Source organism: Micromonospora haikouensis, from assembly GCF_900091595.1.
Lineage (GTDB): Bacteria > Actinomycetota > Actinomycetes > Mycobacteriales > Micromonosporaceae > Micromonospora > Micromonospora haikouensis.
In genome coordinates, this window is the sequence record NZ_FMCW01000003.1 from 1 (window position 1) to 16896 (window position 16896).

Annotated in this window: 18 protein-coding genes, 3 tRNA genes and 1 pseudogene; 9 read left to right on the plus strand and 13 right to left on the minus strand. The window is 71.4% G+C overall.

Annotated features, from left to right (window positions below; genetic code table 11):
* Together GA0070558_RS33795 and GA0070558_RS32695 are read right to left on the minus strand one after the other, a co-directional pair.
* Window positions 1-183, minus strand: a pseudogene (locus GA0070558_RS33795) (IS5/IS1182 family transposase); the annotation flags it as partial.
* 158 nt (window positions 184-341) lie between these two features.
* Entirely contained in the window at window positions 342-578 is a 237-nt protein-coding gene (locus tag GA0070558_RS32695; protein WP_141722156.1) for a hypothetical protein, read from the minus strand.
* A 10-nt stretch (window positions 579-588) separates the two neighbouring features.
* Between GA0070558_RS32695 and GA0070558_RS03475 the strand changes: the two genes are divergently transcribed.
* From GA0070558_RS03475 to GA0070558_RS03490, 4 genes are all read left to right on the plus strand, one after another.
* Window positions 589-1164 carry a hypothetical protein gene (locus tag GA0070558_RS03475; RefSeq protein ID WP_091276201.1) on the plus strand — a complete coding sequence of 192 codons (576 nt, stop codon included), beginning with the start codon at window positions 589-591 and terminating at the stop codon, window positions 1162-1164.
* 62 nt (window positions 1165-1226) lie between these two features.
* On the plus strand, window positions 1227-1652 hold the full coding sequence (locus tag GA0070558_RS33800; protein ID WP_218106958.1) for a DUF7677 family protein: 426 nt from the start codon (window positions 1227-1229) through the stop codon (window positions 1650-1652).
* A 39-nt stretch (window positions 1653-1691) separates the two neighbouring features.
* Entirely contained in the window at window positions 1692-1928 is a 237-nt protein-coding gene (locus tag GA0070558_RS03485; protein WP_091275667.1) for a hypothetical protein, read from the plus strand.
* Window positions 1929-2004: 76 nt separating this feature from the next.
* Window positions 2005-2715 (plus strand): cytidylate kinase family protein, encoded by a 711-nt coding sequence (locus GA0070558_RS03490; protein ID WP_091275671.1) that lies wholly within the window; start codon window positions 2005-2007, stop codon window positions 2713-2715.
* 598 nt (window positions 2716-3313) lie between these two features.
* Here GA0070558_RS03490 and GA0070558_RS03495 read toward each other — a convergent pair.
* Window positions 3314-3386: transfer RNA gene (locus GA0070558_RS03495), tRNA-Arg, on the minus strand.
* Window positions 3387-3422: 36 nt separating this feature from the next.
* Window positions 3423-3513 (minus strand) — tRNA-Ser (locus tag GA0070558_RS03500).
* Window positions 3514-4421: 908 nt separating this feature from the next.
* On the opposite strand from GA0070558_RS03500, the gene GA0070558_RS03505 reads away from it, so the two are divergent.
* Complete coding sequence (locus GA0070558_RS03505; protein ID WP_176734089.1) at window positions 4422-5117, plus strand: hypothetical protein; 696 nt, start codon at window positions 4422-4424, stop codon at window positions 5115-5117.
* Here GA0070558_RS03505 and GA0070558_RS03510 read toward each other — a convergent pair.
* Window positions 5104-5877, minus strand: coding sequence for a CPBP family intramembrane glutamic endopeptidase (locus tag GA0070558_RS03510; protein WP_091275675.1), 774 nt, complete (start codon window positions 5875-5877; stop codon window positions 5104-5106). The genes GA0070558_RS03505 and GA0070558_RS03510 overlap by 14 nt on opposite strands.
* Before the next feature lie 157 nt (window positions 5878-6034).
* Between GA0070558_RS03510 and GA0070558_RS03515 the strand changes: the two genes are divergently transcribed.
* Window positions 6035-7153 carry a globin domain-containing protein gene (locus tag GA0070558_RS03515; RefSeq protein WP_091275679.1) on the plus strand — a complete coding sequence of 373 codons (1119 nt, stop codon included), beginning with the start codon at window positions 6035-6037 and terminating at the stop codon, window positions 7151-7153.
* Between the two features lie 154 nt (window positions 7154-7307).
* Here GA0070558_RS03515 and GA0070558_RS03520 read toward each other — a convergent pair whose 3' ends face one another.
* A complete protein-coding gene (locus GA0070558_RS03520) occupies window positions 7308-8840 on the minus strand; it encodes a peptide deformylase (RefSeq protein WP_091275682.1) in 1533 nt (510 codons plus the stop codon).
* Between the two features lie 420 nt (window positions 8841-9260).
* Here GA0070558_RS03520 and GA0070558_RS03525 point away from each other — a divergent pair, with 420 nt between their 5' ends.
* Complete coding sequence (locus tag GA0070558_RS03525; protein ID WP_091276205.1) at window positions 9261-10022, plus strand: IucA/IucC family C-terminal-domain containing protein; 762 nt, start codon at window positions 9261-9263, stop codon at window positions 10020-10022.
* A 62-nt stretch (window positions 10023-10084) separates the two neighbouring features.
* Here the strand turns inward: GA0070558_RS03525 and GA0070558_RS03530 are convergent, their stop codons facing one another.
* Entirely contained in the window at window positions 10085-11935 is a 1851-nt protein-coding gene (locus GA0070558_RS03530; RefSeq protein ID WP_256091747.1) for a DUF6311 domain-containing protein, read from the minus strand.
* Between the two features lie 211 nt (window positions 11936-12146).
* Between GA0070558_RS03530 and GA0070558_RS03535 the strand changes: the two genes are divergently transcribed.
* Complete coding sequence (locus GA0070558_RS03535; protein WP_043960820.1) at window positions 12147-12857, plus strand: class I SAM-dependent methyltransferase; 711 nt, start codon at window positions 12147-12149, stop codon at window positions 12855-12857.
* Window positions 12858-12966: 109 nt separating this feature from the next.
* Here GA0070558_RS03535 and GA0070558_RS03540 read toward each other — a convergent pair whose 3' ends face one another.
* The 4 genes from GA0070558_RS03540 to GA0070558_RS03555 form a co-directional block, all read right to left on the minus strand.
* A complete protein-coding gene (locus tag GA0070558_RS03540) occupies window positions 12967-13500 on the minus strand; it encodes a YbhB/YbcL family Raf kinase inhibitor-like protein (protein ID WP_091275689.1) in 534 nt (177 codons plus the stop codon).
* Between the two features lie 143 nt (window positions 13501-13643).
* Entirely contained in the window at window positions 13644-14036 is a 393-nt protein-coding gene (locus GA0070558_RS03545) for a type II toxin-antitoxin system VapC family toxin (protein ID WP_091275692.1), read from the minus strand.
* Window positions 14033-14299, minus strand: a complete 267-nt coding sequence (locus tag GA0070558_RS03550; protein WP_091275695.1) for a ribbon-helix-helix domain-containing protein — start codon at window positions 14297-14299, stop codon at window positions 14033-14035. Before GA0070558_RS03550 ends, GA0070558_RS03545 begins: the two co-directional genes overlap by 4 nt.
* Window positions 14300-14382: 83 nt before the next feature.
* A tRNA-Ser gene (locus GA0070558_RS03555) sits at window positions 14383-14469 on the minus strand.
* 144 nt (window positions 14470-14613) lie between these two features.
* Between GA0070558_RS03555 and GA0070558_RS03560 the strand changes: the two genes are divergently transcribed.
* Window positions 14614-15588: an NAD(P)H-quinone oxidoreductase gene (locus tag GA0070558_RS03560; protein WP_091275699.1), complete on the plus strand. Its 975-nt coding sequence runs from the start codon at window positions 14614-14616 to the stop codon at window positions 15586-15588.
* Here the strand turns inward: GA0070558_RS03560 and soxR are convergent.
* Both soxR and GA0070558_RS03570 read right to left on the minus strand, forming a co-directional pair.
* On the minus strand, window positions 15585-16076 hold the full coding sequence (soxR, locus tag GA0070558_RS03565) for a redox-sensitive transcriptional activator SoxR (RefSeq protein WP_091275702.1): 492 nt from the start codon (window positions 16074-16076) through the stop codon (window positions 15585-15587). The genes GA0070558_RS03560 and soxR overlap by 4 nt on opposite strands.
* A gap of 87 nt (window positions 16077-16163) precedes the next feature.
* Window positions 16164-16871, minus strand: a complete 708-nt coding sequence (locus tag GA0070558_RS03570) for a glycosyltransferase family 2 protein (protein WP_043960844.1) — start codon at window positions 16869-16871, stop codon at window positions 16164-16166.
* Window positions 16872-16896 lie beyond the last annotated feature (25 nt).

Consider the following 16896-nt stretch of genomic DNA (forward strand, 5'->3'; position numbering starts at 1 on the left):
CCCGAGGGTGGTCTTGTCCTCACCCTTGCGGAACCACACCAACACCAGAAGCGCCTGGCAGAAGCACGTCAACGCCCTCGCACGGCGGCGAGTGCCCACCGCCCGACGTTCGGCGCGAAGCAGCCGCGCCACGTGTCGCACCAGTTCCCTGGGGACGTCAAGCCTGGCAGAATACGTGATCACGTGGGGTCCTTCGGATAGATCGGTTTCCTTCGCAAGAACCTGTCTACCGATGGCTCCACGTCCATATCCAGCGCCGTCCGGTATGGACGTTAAGCCCGTGTCATCCCACTCGGCCGCCGAACCTTGCTGAGATCACCTCACTGTGACGTGGTCGACCCTCATCCTCCACGATGCCGGCTTCTGAGCTGACCGGCCACCCAAGCGTCGAGCAGCGGGTTGCCGGAGCCGCCCGAAGCGGCCACCGCACCGAGAATCACGGGTGAGCTCACGCTGGCTGGCCGAGCCCGCAACGGCAAGAGCACGCCGTCGATATCCACGAAGATCAAGGGCCGCGTGACGCCGCCAAACACGAGCTGAACCGTACTGCACCAACCAATGCCGAAGGGCGGTGTCATGCTGGCTGCTATGGCCGACAACAAAATGACCAAGTCTGCCGGGGAACACTGGGTCTGCTCGGTCCTCGCCAGGCTCGGATGGGCTGCAGCGTTGACCCGCGACGGGCTGGAGCGCACCGACATCCTCGCCGTCCATTCGCAGCCGCCGCGCCGGATGATCGAAGTCCAAGTCAAGACAGCCAACGACCTCGGCAAACCCAACTGGATGATCAACAGCATGGCCCAACAACCGGCGCTGTCGGAACGGGAGTGGTTCGCCTTCGTCCTGCTGCCGCCCGGTGACGGTTGGCAGACGCCGCGAACCTTCATCGTCCCGCGCGACCATGCCGCCGCCGCAGCATGGATCGTCCATCAGGCCTGGCTCACCGACCCGACGGCGACGCCCGGGACGCGCAACACCCCAGCGGCGAAGGCACGGGTAAATGTCGAGGTCTGGAAGGGCTACGAGAATCGGTGGGATCTTCTCGACGGGTCCGCCTTCACCTGCCCGGTCCTGCTGCCGGGGTGGGTACGGGACATGGCCTTGGAGGAGCGAGTCGGGCTGCCACCGGAACATCCTTGGCATGATTCTCTTCCAAATTGGTGATCCCGATCAGTCGATAAGACGATCTGCCCCGCCCCCAACACGCTGGTCTGGTCGGTCCACGCATGGCGATCGTCGCCTCCCGGATGGAGACAGTAAGGTTCGGGCCGTCTCTTCCCGGCTCAGGCCCGGCGCCTCCGGGGGCGGTCCGCCGCTTCGCCGGATGGGTCGCCCGCGGCTCGGTCGGACATCCCATGCTCGACGGAATCAACTACTGGGACGAGTTGAAGGACTCACCGTCGCAGATGGAGACCTGCTTCGCCATCTTCGCCCACGTGCTGGAACTCGACGATCATGGTGAGCCGGTCAACGAGAAGTACGCCGAGCAGCGCGCCGCTACGTACCTGGCTGTACCGGTACTGCACCGGACAACTCCCGCCAGACGAGCCCGACCTCGAACCATGGGGATGCGAGTTGCACTGACAGCGGAGAACCTCTTCGCGACCGGATCCAGGATCCGCCGCCCGGATGAATCGTTCAAGACTGCATGACGAGGCACTAGCGTAGAGGGAAATCCTCCGGAGGTCGCCATGGCCAAGATTCCCGAGTACGCCGATGCCGTCTATCGGTTCGTGCAAGCACACGCTACTATCGAGGACGGACAGCGCGTCTGCCGCGAGCCTCTTTACCCGTGGCTAATGGAGGAGTTCGGCCTAAACATCCACGATGTCAAGGCTATCCGTACCTCCGCAGTCAAAGAGCTTGAGCGCCGTGGTCTCGTCCAGCGCCCAAATCCCAGAGTCGCTCTGCTGATCCTGATCGACTGATTCCCTGGGGGTGACGCGCGAGAAAGGGCGGCAGGGCTAAGGGCCGGCTCGACGCGAGACCAGGGCAGGACAGGACATGGACCGAGGCACCCGCGACGAGCTGCTCGCCCGCCTGGCCGAGGCGGTCAGATCCGTCACGGTCGCCCACCCGACGCGGGTTGCCATCGACGGACCGCCCGCCGCCGGCAAGACCATGCTCGCCGACGAACTGGCCGTCGTGCTGCGCGCACAGGGCCGCGACGTCATCCGCGCGACGATCGACGACTTCCTCTTCCCCCGGGCACAGCGCTATCCGCGCGGCGAGTACTCCGCCGAAGGCTGCTACCTCGACGCCCACGACCACAAAGCACTGAACCGGATGCTGCTCGACCCCCTCGGCCAGGGCGGAGATCGACGCTTCCAACACGCGGTCTACGACCACACCACCGACACCACGCTGTCCCCGCCGATCAGGACCGCCCCCGCCGATGCCGTACTCATCTTCGACGGCGTCTTCCTCATGCGCCCGGAACTGATCAACCGATGGGACCTGCGCATCTTCGTGTCCACCGCGCTCGACAAGACCGTCGATCGCGCCGTGATCCGCCAACGCCAGGTGTCATCCCGCGCCGACGTCGAACGACGCTGGCGAGAACGCTACATCCCATCCCAACAGCTCTACCTGGCTACCGCCCGACCGACCGACCACGTCGACATCATCGTGCACAACGACCATCCCCAGCAGCCAGCCTGGGAAACCCCGAACACACTGACCACACCCAGTTTCGACATCGAGGCGCACCGCTGACCATCCCGAAGGGCAGTCCTCTCACCACGTGAAGGCTGTGCTGGCAGGCGCACCAGTCGACCCGGTTCCCACCACCACCGATATACCCTGCCGGCGACGCACAGCCCGGTCCTGTCACGCACCACCGGCAGGTCCCAGCGGGACCCGTTAGGTTGCCCGTAATGCCGACGGCCGGCGTGCCCCCAGGGCTCCGCCGCACCGGTAGAAAGAGCGGGAATCAGATGCGTGGACCTCCCAGCCGTCACCGGCCACCCTCGGCCCCGGACGATGTCCCGCCCCTCTTCGTCACCTGCGCCCGCCCAGGTCAACGGCGACCGACCACCCAGACGTCCAGCCCACCGGACAAGATCCACACGACCGACCACAGTGGACAACAGCTGCGTCCGGACGGACCGGCGCCCGGACCATGATCCAGACCAACCGACACGCAAACGCACTGGTCAACACCAACCAGCACGAACCCCGGCCGGAACAGCACGCCGACAACGGAGCACCATCGGAGCACCAGATTCCAAATCCTGGGACAATCCGTCCCAGCCCGCGAAAGCGATCAAGGCCGTGACCCGCGTTTCCGCTGGTCACGGCCTTGATCGTGAAGTGCGCCCGAAGGGACTCGAACCCCTAACCTTCTGATCCGTAGTCAGATGCTCTATCCGTTGAGCTACGGGCGCTTGCTGCTGGGCCAGTCTACACACCCGGCTTTCGCGCGGAGACTCCGGGATTCGAACCCGGGAGGGGCTTTAAGACCCCAACCGCATTAGCAGTGCGGCGCCATAGACCAGACTAGGCGAAGTCTCCCAGGTGGCCCGTAGACCACCGCGCCCGAGGATACAGGCCCGCACCCTTCCGGGGCAAAGCGACTATCGCAGCGCTGCCGGCCGGGCGGGGAAGATCGCCCGGTGCCGGGCGGACGGGTGCCTCCCACGCAGGCGTTTCCCCGCTGTGCGGCACCCGGATCGGGGCTAGGCTCCATCGACATGGAGGAGCAGTCGCCGCGCGACCCGTCCCGCCGCGAGCCTGGTGAGGGTGCGCGACGACGCCGTTCACCGAAGGCGGCCTTCATACCGCCGGTCGTCCCCGATCCCGCGCCACCACCGGCGGCGGATCAGGCACCCGAGGGCCCCGAGGGCCCCGAAGCTCCGAATGCCCCGCGCCCCCGGTCGCGCCGGCCGCGAGCGGCCCCCGGAGTGATCTTCCAGCCGCCCGCGCCCGGCCAGCCGGCATCGTCGCCGCCAGGCCCGGGGCGGGTCGCGGCCCGGCCGACCCCGGCTTCTTCTGCGGCCTCGGAGCCGTCGTCCGCGCCGGCCGAGGGCACGGCTGGGCGACGTGATCAGCCACACACCGACGCCGGGGAGGTGCCGACCGGGCCCGCCGAGGTGGAGCCGGCCGGGCAGGCTGAGCAGGCTGCGACGGAGGACACCGCCACCCGCCCGGCCCCTCGGCCACGGGCTGCCCGGAAGGCACCTGCCCGGAAGGCGACGCCAGGCAGGGCGGCCGCGCCGGGCGGGACAGCCGCGAAGGCGAGCGGGCCACGCCGGGCCACGCCGGCAGGGAAGCGATCGGAGAGGGCCACCACCACCCCACTCCCGGTCGTGTCCGTGTCCGAGCAGTCGACCCGCCCGGGCCCTGCCCCGGAGGCCGACGCCGGGGCGGGTGGACGGGCACCGGGGACGGCGTCGGCGCGTATCTCCGAGGATGGCCCGTGGGTGACGGCCGGGTGGGCGCTCGACCACCCGGACCTCGCTCCGGAGCTGCTCGCCCTCGCCGCCGTGCGGTCGCTCGGACCGCGCGCGGCCGGCTGGGCCGCGTGGCATCGCGCCGCCTACCCGGCGGCTACGCCGGACGGGTTGGCCCGGCTCGCGACCCGGCGATTCGTCAGGCTGGCCGGGGCGGGTGGGGCCGTGGCGACGCTGGCCGGCCTGTTCGCCCCGGTCGTGGAGCTGACGGCGGTGTTGTGGGCGCAGGCCAACCTGGTGCTGCACCTGGCGGCGGCGTATGGCCGGGATCCGGCCGATTCCGAGCGGGCGGTGGAGCTGCTGGTGTTGACCCGGGTGCGTCCGGATGCGCAGAGCGCCCGGGCGGCACTGGACGCGGCAGAGCGGATGAGGGCGGAGCGGACGGCGACGGGACGGGGGTCGGCGGGGCAGGCGACGGCGGGGGCGCCGCAGGCGGCGAGAGCGGTCTGGCAGCTGGCCGCGCCGCTGACCGGGCGGCCCGGCGGGTGGTTGGGGGTGCGGGTGGCGTCCCGGCTGCTGCCGGGGGCGGCGGTGCTGACCGCGGCCGTGGGCGACTCGGCCGCCGCCGAGCGGCTGGCGGCGCGGGCCGTCGCCGCCTACCGCCCGCGCCCGGCCTCGACCCCGGCTCCGGAGGTGCCGCCCCCGGGGCCGGTCAGAGCCAGCTGAACCATGCCTCCGGCAGGAGCGCGTAGCCGACGAAGGCGACCACGTCGAGCAGGGTGTGCGCGACGATCAGCGGCATCACCCGCTTGGTGCGCAGGTAGAACAGGCCGAACACGACGCCCATCACGGCGTTGCCGACGAACGCGCCGAAGCCCTGGTAGAGGTGGTAGGAGCCGCGCAGCACGGCGCTCGCCGCGAGCACCGCGCCGACCCGCCACTGGAGCTGGCGCAGCCGGGTGACCAGGTAGCCGACGACGATCACCTCCTCCAGCACGGCGTTCTGCGCGGCGGCGAGGATCAGCACCGGGACGGCCCACCAGACGTCCGGCAGGCCGGCGGGCACGAGGGTGGCGTTGACGCCGAGCTGGGCGGCGGCCCAGAACAGGGCGAGGCCGGGCAGGCCGATGAGCGCCGCGAGGCCGGCACCGCGGGCCAGGTCGGAGCCGGGCCGACGCAGGTCCACCCCGAGGGTACGGCCGGGGTCGCCGGGGTCGCGGGCCAGCAGGTGTACGGCGAGCAGCACCGGCAGCAGCGCGAAGACGATGCCGAGCAGCTGGTAGGTCAGGTCGAGCCAGGGGCGGGCCGAGTGCGAGGTGTTCAGCGCGGCGGTCTGCTTGGACAGCGGGCCGTCGGCGGTCAGCTTCGCGATGATCGACACGAGCGCGTAGACGGCCGACTGCCCGAGCGACAGCCCGAGCACCAGCAGCGTCTCCGTGCCGAGGACCCGGCGGGCCACCGGGCGGGTGAGCTCCTCAACGGTCACCGCACCACTGTGCCCGACCACCCGGCCCGGCGGACACGGGTCAACCGGGCGGTGTGAGGCGATCGCACATTCTGTGCGACCGACGGGCACGCTCCGTGGACATTCTATGGGTGCCCGATCGCCGTCAGCCCGATCCGCCGTCAGGAGGAGCGCCCCCGTGGACCATGTCGCGCGGTTGCTGAAGGAGAGCTGGACCCTGGTCGAGGAGGACCGGGACCGGCTGAGCGGTCACTTCTACGCCCGGCTCTTCCTCCTCGACCCCGCGCTGCGTCCGCTCTTCCCGGTCGAGATGACCGGCCAGGGTGACCGCATCCTCGACGCGATCGTCACCGCGACCCAGGTGGTGGACGATCCGGAGAGCTTCGACGAGTATCTTCGCTCGCTCGGCCGGGACCACCGGAAGTATCACGTCGACGCGGCGCACTACGAGACGATGGGTGTCGCGCTGCTGGACGCGCTGCGCAGCACCGCCGGCGACGGCTGGAACCTGGAGTACGACCAGGCCTGGCGGGACGCGTACGGGGCGATCTCGGCGAAGATGCTGGCCGGGGCCGCGGCGGACGACAATCCGCCGTTCTGGCACGCGGAGGTGTTGACCCACGAGCGGCACGGGCAGGACACCGCGGTGTTGACGGTGCGCGCCCTCCAGCATCCGCTGCGGTGGCGGGCCGGCCAGTACGTCAGCGTCGAGGTGCCCCGGCACCTGCCCCGGGTGTGGCGGACGTACTCGGTGGCGAACGCCCCGAACGACGACAACGTCCTGGAGTTCCACGTCCGTACGCCCCCGGGGGCCGGCTGGGTCTCCGGGGCGCTGGTGCGGCGCACGAGGCCCGGCGACCTGCTGCGCGTGGCCGCGCCGATGGGTTCGATGGTCCTGGACCGCGAATCCGAGCGGGACGTGCTCTGCGTCGCCGGCGGGGTGGGGCTGGCCCCGATCAAGGCGCTGGTGGAGGAGTTGGCCGGCTGGAACCGGACCCGCTGGGTGCACATCTTCTACGGTGCCCGCCACGCCGCCGACCTGTACGGGCTGGCCGGGCTCCGCGAGCTGGTGGAGGCCCACCCATGGCTGTCGGTGACGCCGGCGTGCAGCGAGGAGCCGGACTTCGACGGCGAGCGGGGTGACATCTCCGATGTGATCACCCGCTACGGCCCGTGGACGACCCACGACTGCTACGTCTCGGGCTCGGCCCGGATGGTCCGGTCGACGTTGCGAGCCCTCGCGGAGGACGAGGTCCCGCCGCCGAACATCCGGTACGACACCTTCGGCGACCTGTAGGTCGGCCGGCAGCCGTCGTTCCCCGCCCGGCCGGCAAGCCGGGCGGGGTCGGCGGCAGAGAAGCTTTCCTCCCCCCGAAAAAGACCGGGTCGCGTGCCCCCGCCCCCTGGGGCACGCGACCCGGTCCCCCCTCCCGGCTCAGGACGGCCTCGGCTCAGTACCGCCAGGGGGTGCCGGTCTCGCGGTATTCCTCGACGGGCACCAGCGGCACGCCGGGCGTCATCCGGTCGACGTACAGGCGGCCTTCCAGGTGGTCGATCTCGTGTGCCACGAGCCGGGCCATGGCGAACTCGAACGAGGTGATGAGGCGGGTGCCGTCCCACTGGGCGTGTTCGACGTCGATGCGCAGCGGCCGGGGCACCAACCCGCGGTGGTCGAAGAAGGAGAGGCAGCCCTCGTACTGCTCGTCGGTCTCGGGGGACGAGTCGACGACCCGGGGGTTGAGCAGCACCACCGGCTCGGCGGCCCGGTCGGGCGGGCGTACGACGGCGGCGGCCCAGGCGAGGCCGAGCTGCGGCGCGGCGATGCCGACGCCCTTGCTGAACGGGTGCAGCTCGTCGAGGCGGACGAGCGCCGAGCCGAGCCGTTCGACGACCTCCCGGGCGATCCCCTCCTCGGCGGGCAGGTCGAACTGGCGGCTGGGCTGGCGGAGCAGGTCCGCGCCGCGCTGGACGATGCCGAGCCCGCGCATCCGGTCGCTGGCCCGCACCCGGGCGACGCCGGCCGGGCCGCCCGGGTCCGAGTCGGGCGGGCGGCTGCGGAACCGCCACTGCAGCCGGTACCGGGCGTTGAGCGGCGGGTCCTCCGTCGCCCAGTCGAAGACGGCCCGGTCGGCACGGTCGTGTCGGACGACGGGGCGGCGCAGCGGCCCTTCCTCCGCCGAGAGCGAGGTCTCCAGCCCCCAGACCTGGGGGTCCAGCTCCGCGGGGAGGTCCAGGCGCACCGCCAGGTGCCGGGTGGGCAGGCGTACGGCGCGCTGGAACCAGGGGCCCCACTTCTCGCGGCCGACCTGGTACGCGTATTCGATGGTGACCCGGTCGCCGGGGTAGAGCGGGAACCGGCCCTCGTCGTTCTCGAAGAGCAGCCAGATCTCCTTGAACGCGTCCCGGTCGTGTTTGGCCCGCCAGTGCATCGGCTCGGGCTGCCCGCCGCCGTCGTCGCGGTGCGCCCGCAGTTGCAGCTCGGCGAAGGTGAGCGGGTGCTCCCGGTGGTGCCGGTTGGACCGGCCCGGGTCGTTGGGGTAGCGGTCGACGGCGACCCGGACGAGGTAGCGGGTGACCGGTTCGGTGCCGGCGTTGTAGAGCTCCCGGCGGATGAGGCAGTGGTAGGCGTCGTCGGTGTGGGTGAGGACGGCCTGTTCGCGTTCGACGATGAGCCCGGTGCCGGGGGGCATCCACTGGCCGGGGGCGGGGTGGTCCCGGGCGGGCGTGGCGGAGCGGCCGTGCCGCAGTTCGTCGTACTCCCGGAAGCGTTGCCAGATCGCGCCGCTGGCCTCGAGGACGGCCTCGGCCCGGCGGGCGAAGTCCTCGGTGGGTCGGTGCCGTCGCCCCTCGACGTGGCTGACGTAGGACGGGTCGAAACCCATCAGTGTGGCCAGCTGCTTCTTGGACAGCCCCCGCTCGGTCCGGTGCCGGGCAAGTTCGGCCGCGAACGACTCGGCGGCCCGCTCGATGGGAGAGGTCGTCATCAGCTTCCTCAACGCCGGGGAGTATCAGTTTCACGTTCCGTACGTGAACGCGCACAGGAATGACATCTTGCCGACACTCAACTTGACAATTCACCCATGAACGTCAGTCATTTCGCGACCCGAGCACCAGCCTCGCGCCTCCCGCCACCCCCGGACTTCCGCCCGCCGACCCTGCGGCTCGACGCCGCTCCGGGCCCCGGCCCGGCGTTTCCGCCACCCCGGGCCGGGTAGTAGCGGCGCATGCCCCTCCCGGTCGACGGGCCGCCGGAGTGACCGGAACCTCCCGCCAGCACCCAGGTGTGGCTTTCCCTTATCCGACGGGGATGGTTAGGCTATCCTTAGTTCACTGGCCGGCGTGTCCGGCGGGCGCAAAGGCGGGGGGATCAGGTGACAGCGGTGCTGACCACGCGGGAGACCGCGATGCCGCTCGCCCCGGTGACCGCCACCCTGCGCGCCATGTTCGGCACCGACGACCTGCCCGGTCTCGCCCCGGGGCTGCTCGTCACCGACGACCGGTTCGGCTGGGCCCCGGCCACCACCCTCGTCGACGGCAGCCGGCTGCCCGAGCTGCTCGCGGCCGCCGCGCTGCGCTGGGGCGGCACCCCGCACGCCTGCGCCGCCCTGGCCTGGAAGTCGTACAGCTACTGGGCGGCCCTGCCGGCCGTCCTCGGCTGGGCGGCGGCCCGCCGGGTGCCGCTGCTCGACCCCGCCGACGTGTTGATCCACTTTGAGGACCATCGCCCGCTGGTCACCCTCGGGCTGCGCCGGTCGACCACCGTCGCGGTGCTCCCCGGCGACCCGCTGGCCCTGGCGGGGCTCCCCGAGATCCGGGTCGTCGCCGACGAGGCCGCGCTGCTGGCCGCGCTTCGCGCCTCGCTGCTCGACGCCCACCTCGCCCCGCTGGTCGCCGCCATCCAGGCCGAGGTCCGCATCGGCGCCCGTGCGCTGCTCGGCTCCGTCGCCTCCGGCATCGCGCACGGCGTCCTGCGGGCGGCCGACGCGCTGCCCGGCCCCGCGGCCCGGCACGTGGAGACGCTGCTCGGCGCGCTCGACCTGGCGGACCTGGTCGAGCTGGTGCCCGGCCCGGCCGGCGAGCCGACGGTCCAGCGCCGCACCTGCTGCCTCGCGTTCACGCTGCCCCGGCCCAAGGTCTGCCAGGGCTGCTGCCTCCGCACCGCCTGACCCGCCGCCGCCTCCGCTGGATGACCCGCAGCCCGCGCTCTCCGGCCGGCCGCCGCCGGGCTTCAGTTCGTCAGCGGGCGGACGTCCCACACCCAGGCCCCGCCGGTGTACGTGGGGCGGATGCCGGTCAGCTCGGTCATGCCCCGGCGCAGCGCGTCGGCGTGCTCGTGCGGGCCGAGCACGACCACCCCCGCCCGCCAGTACCGCAGGTCGTCCACGGCGCTGACCCGGGTCAGCGGGGTGACCGGGGGCACCTGGCCGGTGCGCCGGATGGTGATGAAGAAGCTGCTGGTGGGGCGGGGCGGCGCGGTGAACAGGGCGATCCGCCCCTCCGGTGCCCGGGGGCGGGTGTCCGGCCCGAGGAAGTAGCCACGCGCCAGCGGCAGGTCCAGCCCGGTGGCCGCCGACCAGCGCAGCGGGTCCGGGTAGTCGGTGTCGGGCAGCGGCAGGGTGACCACGCTGCGGCCGCCGGCCACGTACGGACGCCAGGCGCCGGAGGTGACGAACTCGGGCACGGGGTCGAGGCGGGCCGAGGGCAGCGGGGTGGGGAACGCGGGGAGCAGCGCCATGGTCAGCACGGTGGCGGTGGCGAAGCGGATCTGCGGCCGGGCGGCGGGGTGGTCCCGGGCGAGCCGGCGGGCGCGGTCCGCGCCGAGCGCGAGCAGCACCCCGACGATCGGTACGGTCGCCAGCGCCCACCGGGTCGGCACCACGGAGTGCAGGATCGGCAGGTCCTCCAGCGCGGCCCAGGGGCCGGCGACGCCGGTGGCCCGGCCCTCGAACTGGATCTCGCGGCCGAGCGAGAGGACGGCGAAGAGGAGGCCGACCGCAGCAAGGCCGAGCACCACGGGGCTGCGCCGCAGCCACCACACGATCGCGCCCACCAGCACGACGAGTGGCCAGCCGAAGAAGCCGTTCTCCTCGGTGGGGTTCTTCACCAGCTCCCGGTTGGCCTCCGGGTTCCCCGCGACCGACTCGCGGGCGAACGCGGTGAACGCGGCCAGGTCGGTGCGGTAGCCGCGGATCAGTCGGGACAACCCCTCGTACGCGCCGGGGCCGAAGAACTGCACATAGAGCGGGTAGGCCAGCAGGGCGGCGGCGAGGACGGCGGCGACCGCGAGGCCGGCGAGGAAGGGCCGGGCCTGCCGGCGCAGGTCGGGCCGGCCGAGGGCGAGCGCGGCGACCACGACGCCGAGCCCGATCGCGGTCATCAGCAGGATCTCCAGGTTGATGAACGCCTGCCAGACGATCACGAGGCCGAGCAGCACACCGTTGCGCAGCCACCGGCCCCCGTCCGCCAGCCGCAGGGTGCGCCAGACGATGAGCGGCACGACGAACTGGCTGACGATGTTGGGGTGGGCGTTGGCGTGCGACACCATCGCGGGGGCGAAGGCGCAGAAGCCGGCCCCGAGCCAGGCCGGCCCCCGGGCGCCGATCAGCACCCGGGAGAGCACGAAATACCAGGCGGTCGCGGTGGCGATCATGCCGCCGGTGAGAAAGACCAGGAATGCGGTACGCGGGCCGAACAGGACGGTGATCGGCGTCATTGGCAATGAAATGGACAATACGGATGTATTAGCCATCAGATTCACGCTGTCCGGCACGTTCATCCGGTCCGAGCCGAACGGGTATGCGAAATCGGTCACCACGCGCGCGCCGTGCGCCAGCATCCATTCGAAGAGCGCCTGATCGGATCGGTTGTCCCGCACCCCGTGCGCCGGGTTCAACCAGAAGCGCAGCGTCACCCAGAACGCGATCAGCGCGAAGCTGAGCACGGCGGCGGCGTCCGTCCACCGGCCCCGACGGGTCGCCGCAGCACCGGCCCGCCGCTCTTCGCGGGCGCCCTGCGCCGGGGAGCCGCCCCCGCCGCCCCCGGCCTCGCCGTCGGGACGGCCCGATTGATTAGTAGTCATGACAATTCGTAGAGTAGTCAGGGTTTGGCACTGACGTGACATGTTTCTGGGGACTGGCGTACTATGTGCCGGGTTCGCCGACCGCCGATCTCGTGCCCACCCCCGACCGCAATTCGGCCACTTCGGTGCCCCGATTTCCCCGCCGTCCGCTTCGGATGGTTGACTCTGTCGGTCCCGGGGCAGGTCGAGTCACACCGTGAGGAATCGACGCATGGCAGATATCACTGGGGATCAGCGAGTCCAGTCCGAGGTCCTCGAGGGGCTCGCGACGGCGGTCAACCACCGCAGGTGGTTCGTCGAACTGGCCGTCCCGCACCTCGGTGACAACCCTATCGAGATCGGCAGCGGGCTGGGCGACTACGCCCTGGAATGGTCGGCGCACCTTCCCCGGTTCACGGCCACCGAGGCCGACCCGGATCGGCTGATCGCGCTGAAGGAGCGCCTCGCCGAGCAGCCGACCATCGAGGTGCGGCAGATGCTGCTGCCGCACTCCGAGCGCGGGGACTACAGCGCCGCCGTCTCGTACAACGTGCTGGAGCACATCGAGGACCACGTGGGCGCGCTGCGCAGCATGCGCGACCTGGTCCGGCCCGGCGGTAACGTGATCATCATCGTGCCGGCGTTCGAGTTCGCGATGAGCCCGGCGGACATCGCCACCGGCCACGTCCGGCGGTACACGAAGAAGACCCTGGCCGCCGCGATGACCGAGGCCGGCCTGACCGTGGAGAAGATCCACTACGCGAACGCGCTCGGCCTGATCGGCTACTTCATGGCGACCAAGGTCTTCCGGCTGATGCCGAAGGAAGGCCCGATGGTCAAGGTCTACGACACCCTGGTCCTCCCGGCGACCAAGGCCGCCGAGCAGCTGGTCCGCCCCCCGTTCGGCCAGTCCGTCTTCGCCGTCGCCCGGGTCCCCGCCTGACCCGAACCCCCTCCTGCGGCGATCTTGCACTTAGGGCCCCGATAGAACGGGCAAAGGCCGCGAACGGCGGGCCCCAAGTGCAAGATCGCGGAAGCGGAGTGGGGCAGGGTCAGTCCTTGACCTGGTACGTCGGGCGGATCACCGCCCGGGCCAGGGTGTGGAAGGCCAGGTTGAAGCCCACGTACGCGCAGCTCGCCCCCGCGCCCACGTCGAGGCGCTCGACGTCGACCGCGTGCACGGCGAAGACGTACCGGTGCGGGCGGTCGCCGGCGGGCGGGGCGGCCCCACCGAACCCGGTGTCGCCGTAGTCGTTGCGGACGCTGAACGCGCCGCCCAGGTCGGCCTCCTTGACGCCCCGGGGCAGCTCGGTCACCGAGGCGGGCACGTCGACCAGAACCCAGTGCCAGAAGCCGCTGCCGGTCGGCGCGTCCGGGTCGAAGCAGGTGACCACGAAACTCTTCGTCTCGGCTGGGAAGCCCGACCAGGCCAGGTGAGGCGAGACGTTCTCGCCGCCGACGCTGCCGTGGGCGTACCGGGCGTCCATCGGCTCGCCGTTGTGCACGTCGTCGCTGGTCAGGGTGAACGACGCGACGGTGGGCAGCAGCTCGTACGGGTCCGGGGCGATCGGTCGTTCCAGGGACATCGGGATGGTCCTTCCGGTGGGCGCGATTTCCTGCGCCCCTTCTTACCCCGCGACGTCCCGCCTATCGACCACCGGCACGCTTTCGGTCCCTTATCGTCGCGCTGCCTGCAAAGCCCTTGACGCGACGGTGTCTGCATCCACCATCAGAGGCGGCGGATGACCAACCCGGGCTTGACGTCTGCGGCCGCCGACAGTTGCGCGATGTCCTCGGGGTCGCTGGTGAACACGATGCCACCGCAGGCCAGGGCAACATTGACCACGCAGGCGTCGACCACGTCACCCGTGCCCGCCTTGCCGCACAGGACACCGGCCGCCTTCGCCAGCTCGACCCCGACCGGAACGACCTCGCAACTGTGCAGGAACCGGCCGAGCTGGACCTGCCGACGGGCATCGCGCCACGCCTGGCCCACCACGACGGACGGGATGAGCAGGCGTCGCCCCTCCTCCACGGCCAGGTGGTGGATAACCCACATCCGCCGGTCGTTGCCGTCGATCGCGAGCAGCACCCCGGCGTCGTAGACGTAGGGAATGCTCACGCGGCAGCTAGCCCTGCGGCACCGAGCGCCTGGGCGTCGGCGGCGGCCATCTCGGCGCGCGCTGCGGCGAGTTCCTCCACCGTGAACGCTCCATGCTCGGCTTGCCACTCCGCGACCAACCGTCGACCCACCCGCCGCCGGAGTTCGCTCTCCACTGCGCTGGCGACCAGCCTCGACAGCGGCACCCCATCCTCACTAGCGGCCGCGCCGAGCGCTTCGACCAACTTTTCGGGGAGGGTGACAGTGATCTTCCTAGAAGCCATACAATCACCATACCGTGATATGGCGGTCCACCACGCCGTGCCTCGGCACCCCTTCATGGGTGTTTCCGCTGCTGCCCAGGAGGCGGAGGGTGTGGGATTCGAACCCACGAAGACATCGCTGCCTTACCGGTTTTCAAGACCAGCGCCATCGGCCACTAGGCGAACCCTCCCGGCGCGTGCCCCGCAGGGCACGACCGTTGCCTAGTCTGCCAGAAGCCGGCCAACCCGCGACTCACCGTCCCACCGGCACCGAACGCCGACGGACCGGGACAGCCCGGACGTGGAGGGCGCGCCGGATCGGGTATGACTGGGCCATGCGCGCGATCACGATGCCGGAGCCCGGTGGACCCGACGCACTCGTCTGGGCGGAGGTGCCCGACCCCGAGCCCGGCCCCGGCGAGGTGATCGTCGACGTGCGGGCCAGCGCGGTCAACCGGGCCGACCTGCTGCAACGACAGGGGCACTACCCTCCCCCGCCGGGCGCGCCCGCGTACCCCGGGTTGGAATGCTCGGGGGTTATCAGCGCGATCGGTCCCGACGTGGCCGGGTGGGAGGTGGGCCGGGAGGTCTGCGCGCTGCTGGCCGGCGGCGGGTACGCCGAGCGGGTGGCCGTGCCCGCCGGGCAGTTGCTGCCGGTGCCGGACGGCGTCGGCCTGGTCGACGCGGCGGCGCTGCCCGAGGTGGCGTGCACGGTCTGGTCGAACGTCGTGCGGCTCGCCGGGCTGGCGCGGGGCGAGACGCTGCTGGTGCACGGCGGGGGCAGCGGGATCGGCACGTTCGCCGTGCAGCTCGGCGCGGCGCTCGGTGCGACGGTGGTGGTGACCGCCCGTCCGGCCAAGCACGAGCGGCTGCGCGGGCTGGGCGCGGCGCACGCGATCGACTACCGGGAGCAGGACTTCGTCGAGGAGGTCCGCCGGGTCACCGACGGCCGGGGCGCGGACGTGATCCTCGACATCATGGGCGCGTCCTACCTGGCCCGGAACGTGGCGGCGCTGGCCACCGGCGGCCGGCTGGTGGTGATCGGGATGCAGGGCGGCCGGAAGGCGGAGCTGGACCTGGGGGCGCTGCTGGCCAAGCGGGCGTCGGTGGCGGCCACCGCGCTGCGCTCCCGGCCGCTGGCGGAGAAGGCGGAGATCGTGGCGGGCGTACGCGAGCAGGTGTGGCCGCTGGTCGCCGCCGGCCTGGTCCGCCCGGTCGTCGACCGGCGGCTGCCGATGGCCGAGGCCGCCGAGGCGCACCGCCTGGTCGAGTCCAACGCCCACGTGGGGAAGGTGCTGCTGACCGTCTAGGCGGGGGCGGGGGCGGAGGCGCAGTCGCCGCAGGCGGAGGCTGCGGGCTCGGGGCGGGGGAGCATGAGGCGGGCGCCGGGGCCCTCGCCGGACAGCTTGTCGTCGGGGTTGTAGAGGACGCAGCGCTGCAACGACAGGCAGCCGCAGCCGATGCAGCCGTCGAGGTCGTCGCGGAGTTTGGTCATCAGGCGGATCTTCTCGCTGAGCCGGGCCCGCCAAGCGGCGGAGAGTTCGGCCCAGTCGGCCGCTGTGGGCGTGCGGGAGGCGGGCAGGGAGTCCAGCGCCTCGCGGATCTCCTCCAGCGAGACGCCGACCTGCTGGGAAACGCGGATGAACGCGACCCGGCGCAGCTCGGTGCGGGCGTAGCGGCGCTGGTTGCCGCCGGTGCGGTCGGCCCGGATGAGGCCGAGGCGCTCGTAGTAGCGCAGCGCCGAGGGTGCGACCCCGCTGCGCGCGGCGAGCTGGCCGATGGTCAGGGATTCCTGCATCACGTCGCCTTGAATTGAAGTGGACTTCAACTCGACCAGGCTAACGGCACGGCCCGCATGACCGCCAGCACGGCGGAGCCGTCGGGATCAGTGCTGCGAGGCGCCCGCGGGGCGGCGGCGGGTGCGCTCCCGGCCGAGGATCCAGATCGCCTCGACGCCGTCCTTCCAGGTGATCTTCTTGCCCTCCTCGCGGCCCCGCGCGCGGTAGCTGATCGGCACCTCGTACGGGCGGATGCGCCGGCGCAGCAGCTTGCCGGTCACCTCCGCCTCCATGCCGAAGCCCCGCGAGCGGATGTCGAGGGAACGGTAGAGCGCCACCGGCATCAGCTTGAAGCAGGTCTCCAGGTCGCCGATGTACGAGTTGAACAGGACGTTGGCCGCCATGGTGACGCCCTTGTTGCCCATCACATACCAGAAGCTGTAGGCGCTGTGGCTGCCGAAGGTGCGATTGCCGTAGACCACCGTGGCGCGGCCGTCGAGCACCGGGTCGAGCAGCTTGGGGATGTCCTGCGGGTCGTACTCCAGGTCGGCGTCGAGGATGACCATGTATTCGCCCTCGGCGTTGTCGACCGCTGTCTTGATGGCCGCGCCCTTGCCGGCGTTACGCTGGTGGGTGATCACCCGCAGTCGCGCGTCGTCGGCGCGACCGAGGACCTCCCCGGTGCCGTCGCGGCTGCCGTCGTCGACCACGACCAGCTCGATCTCGCACGGATAGTCGACCGCCAGGGCCTGCTTGAGGGCATCCGCGATGCGTTCTTCCTCGTTGTAGACCGGCATGAGGATCGAGAGCTTCACGGGAATCTCCACGGTGGCGGCGACA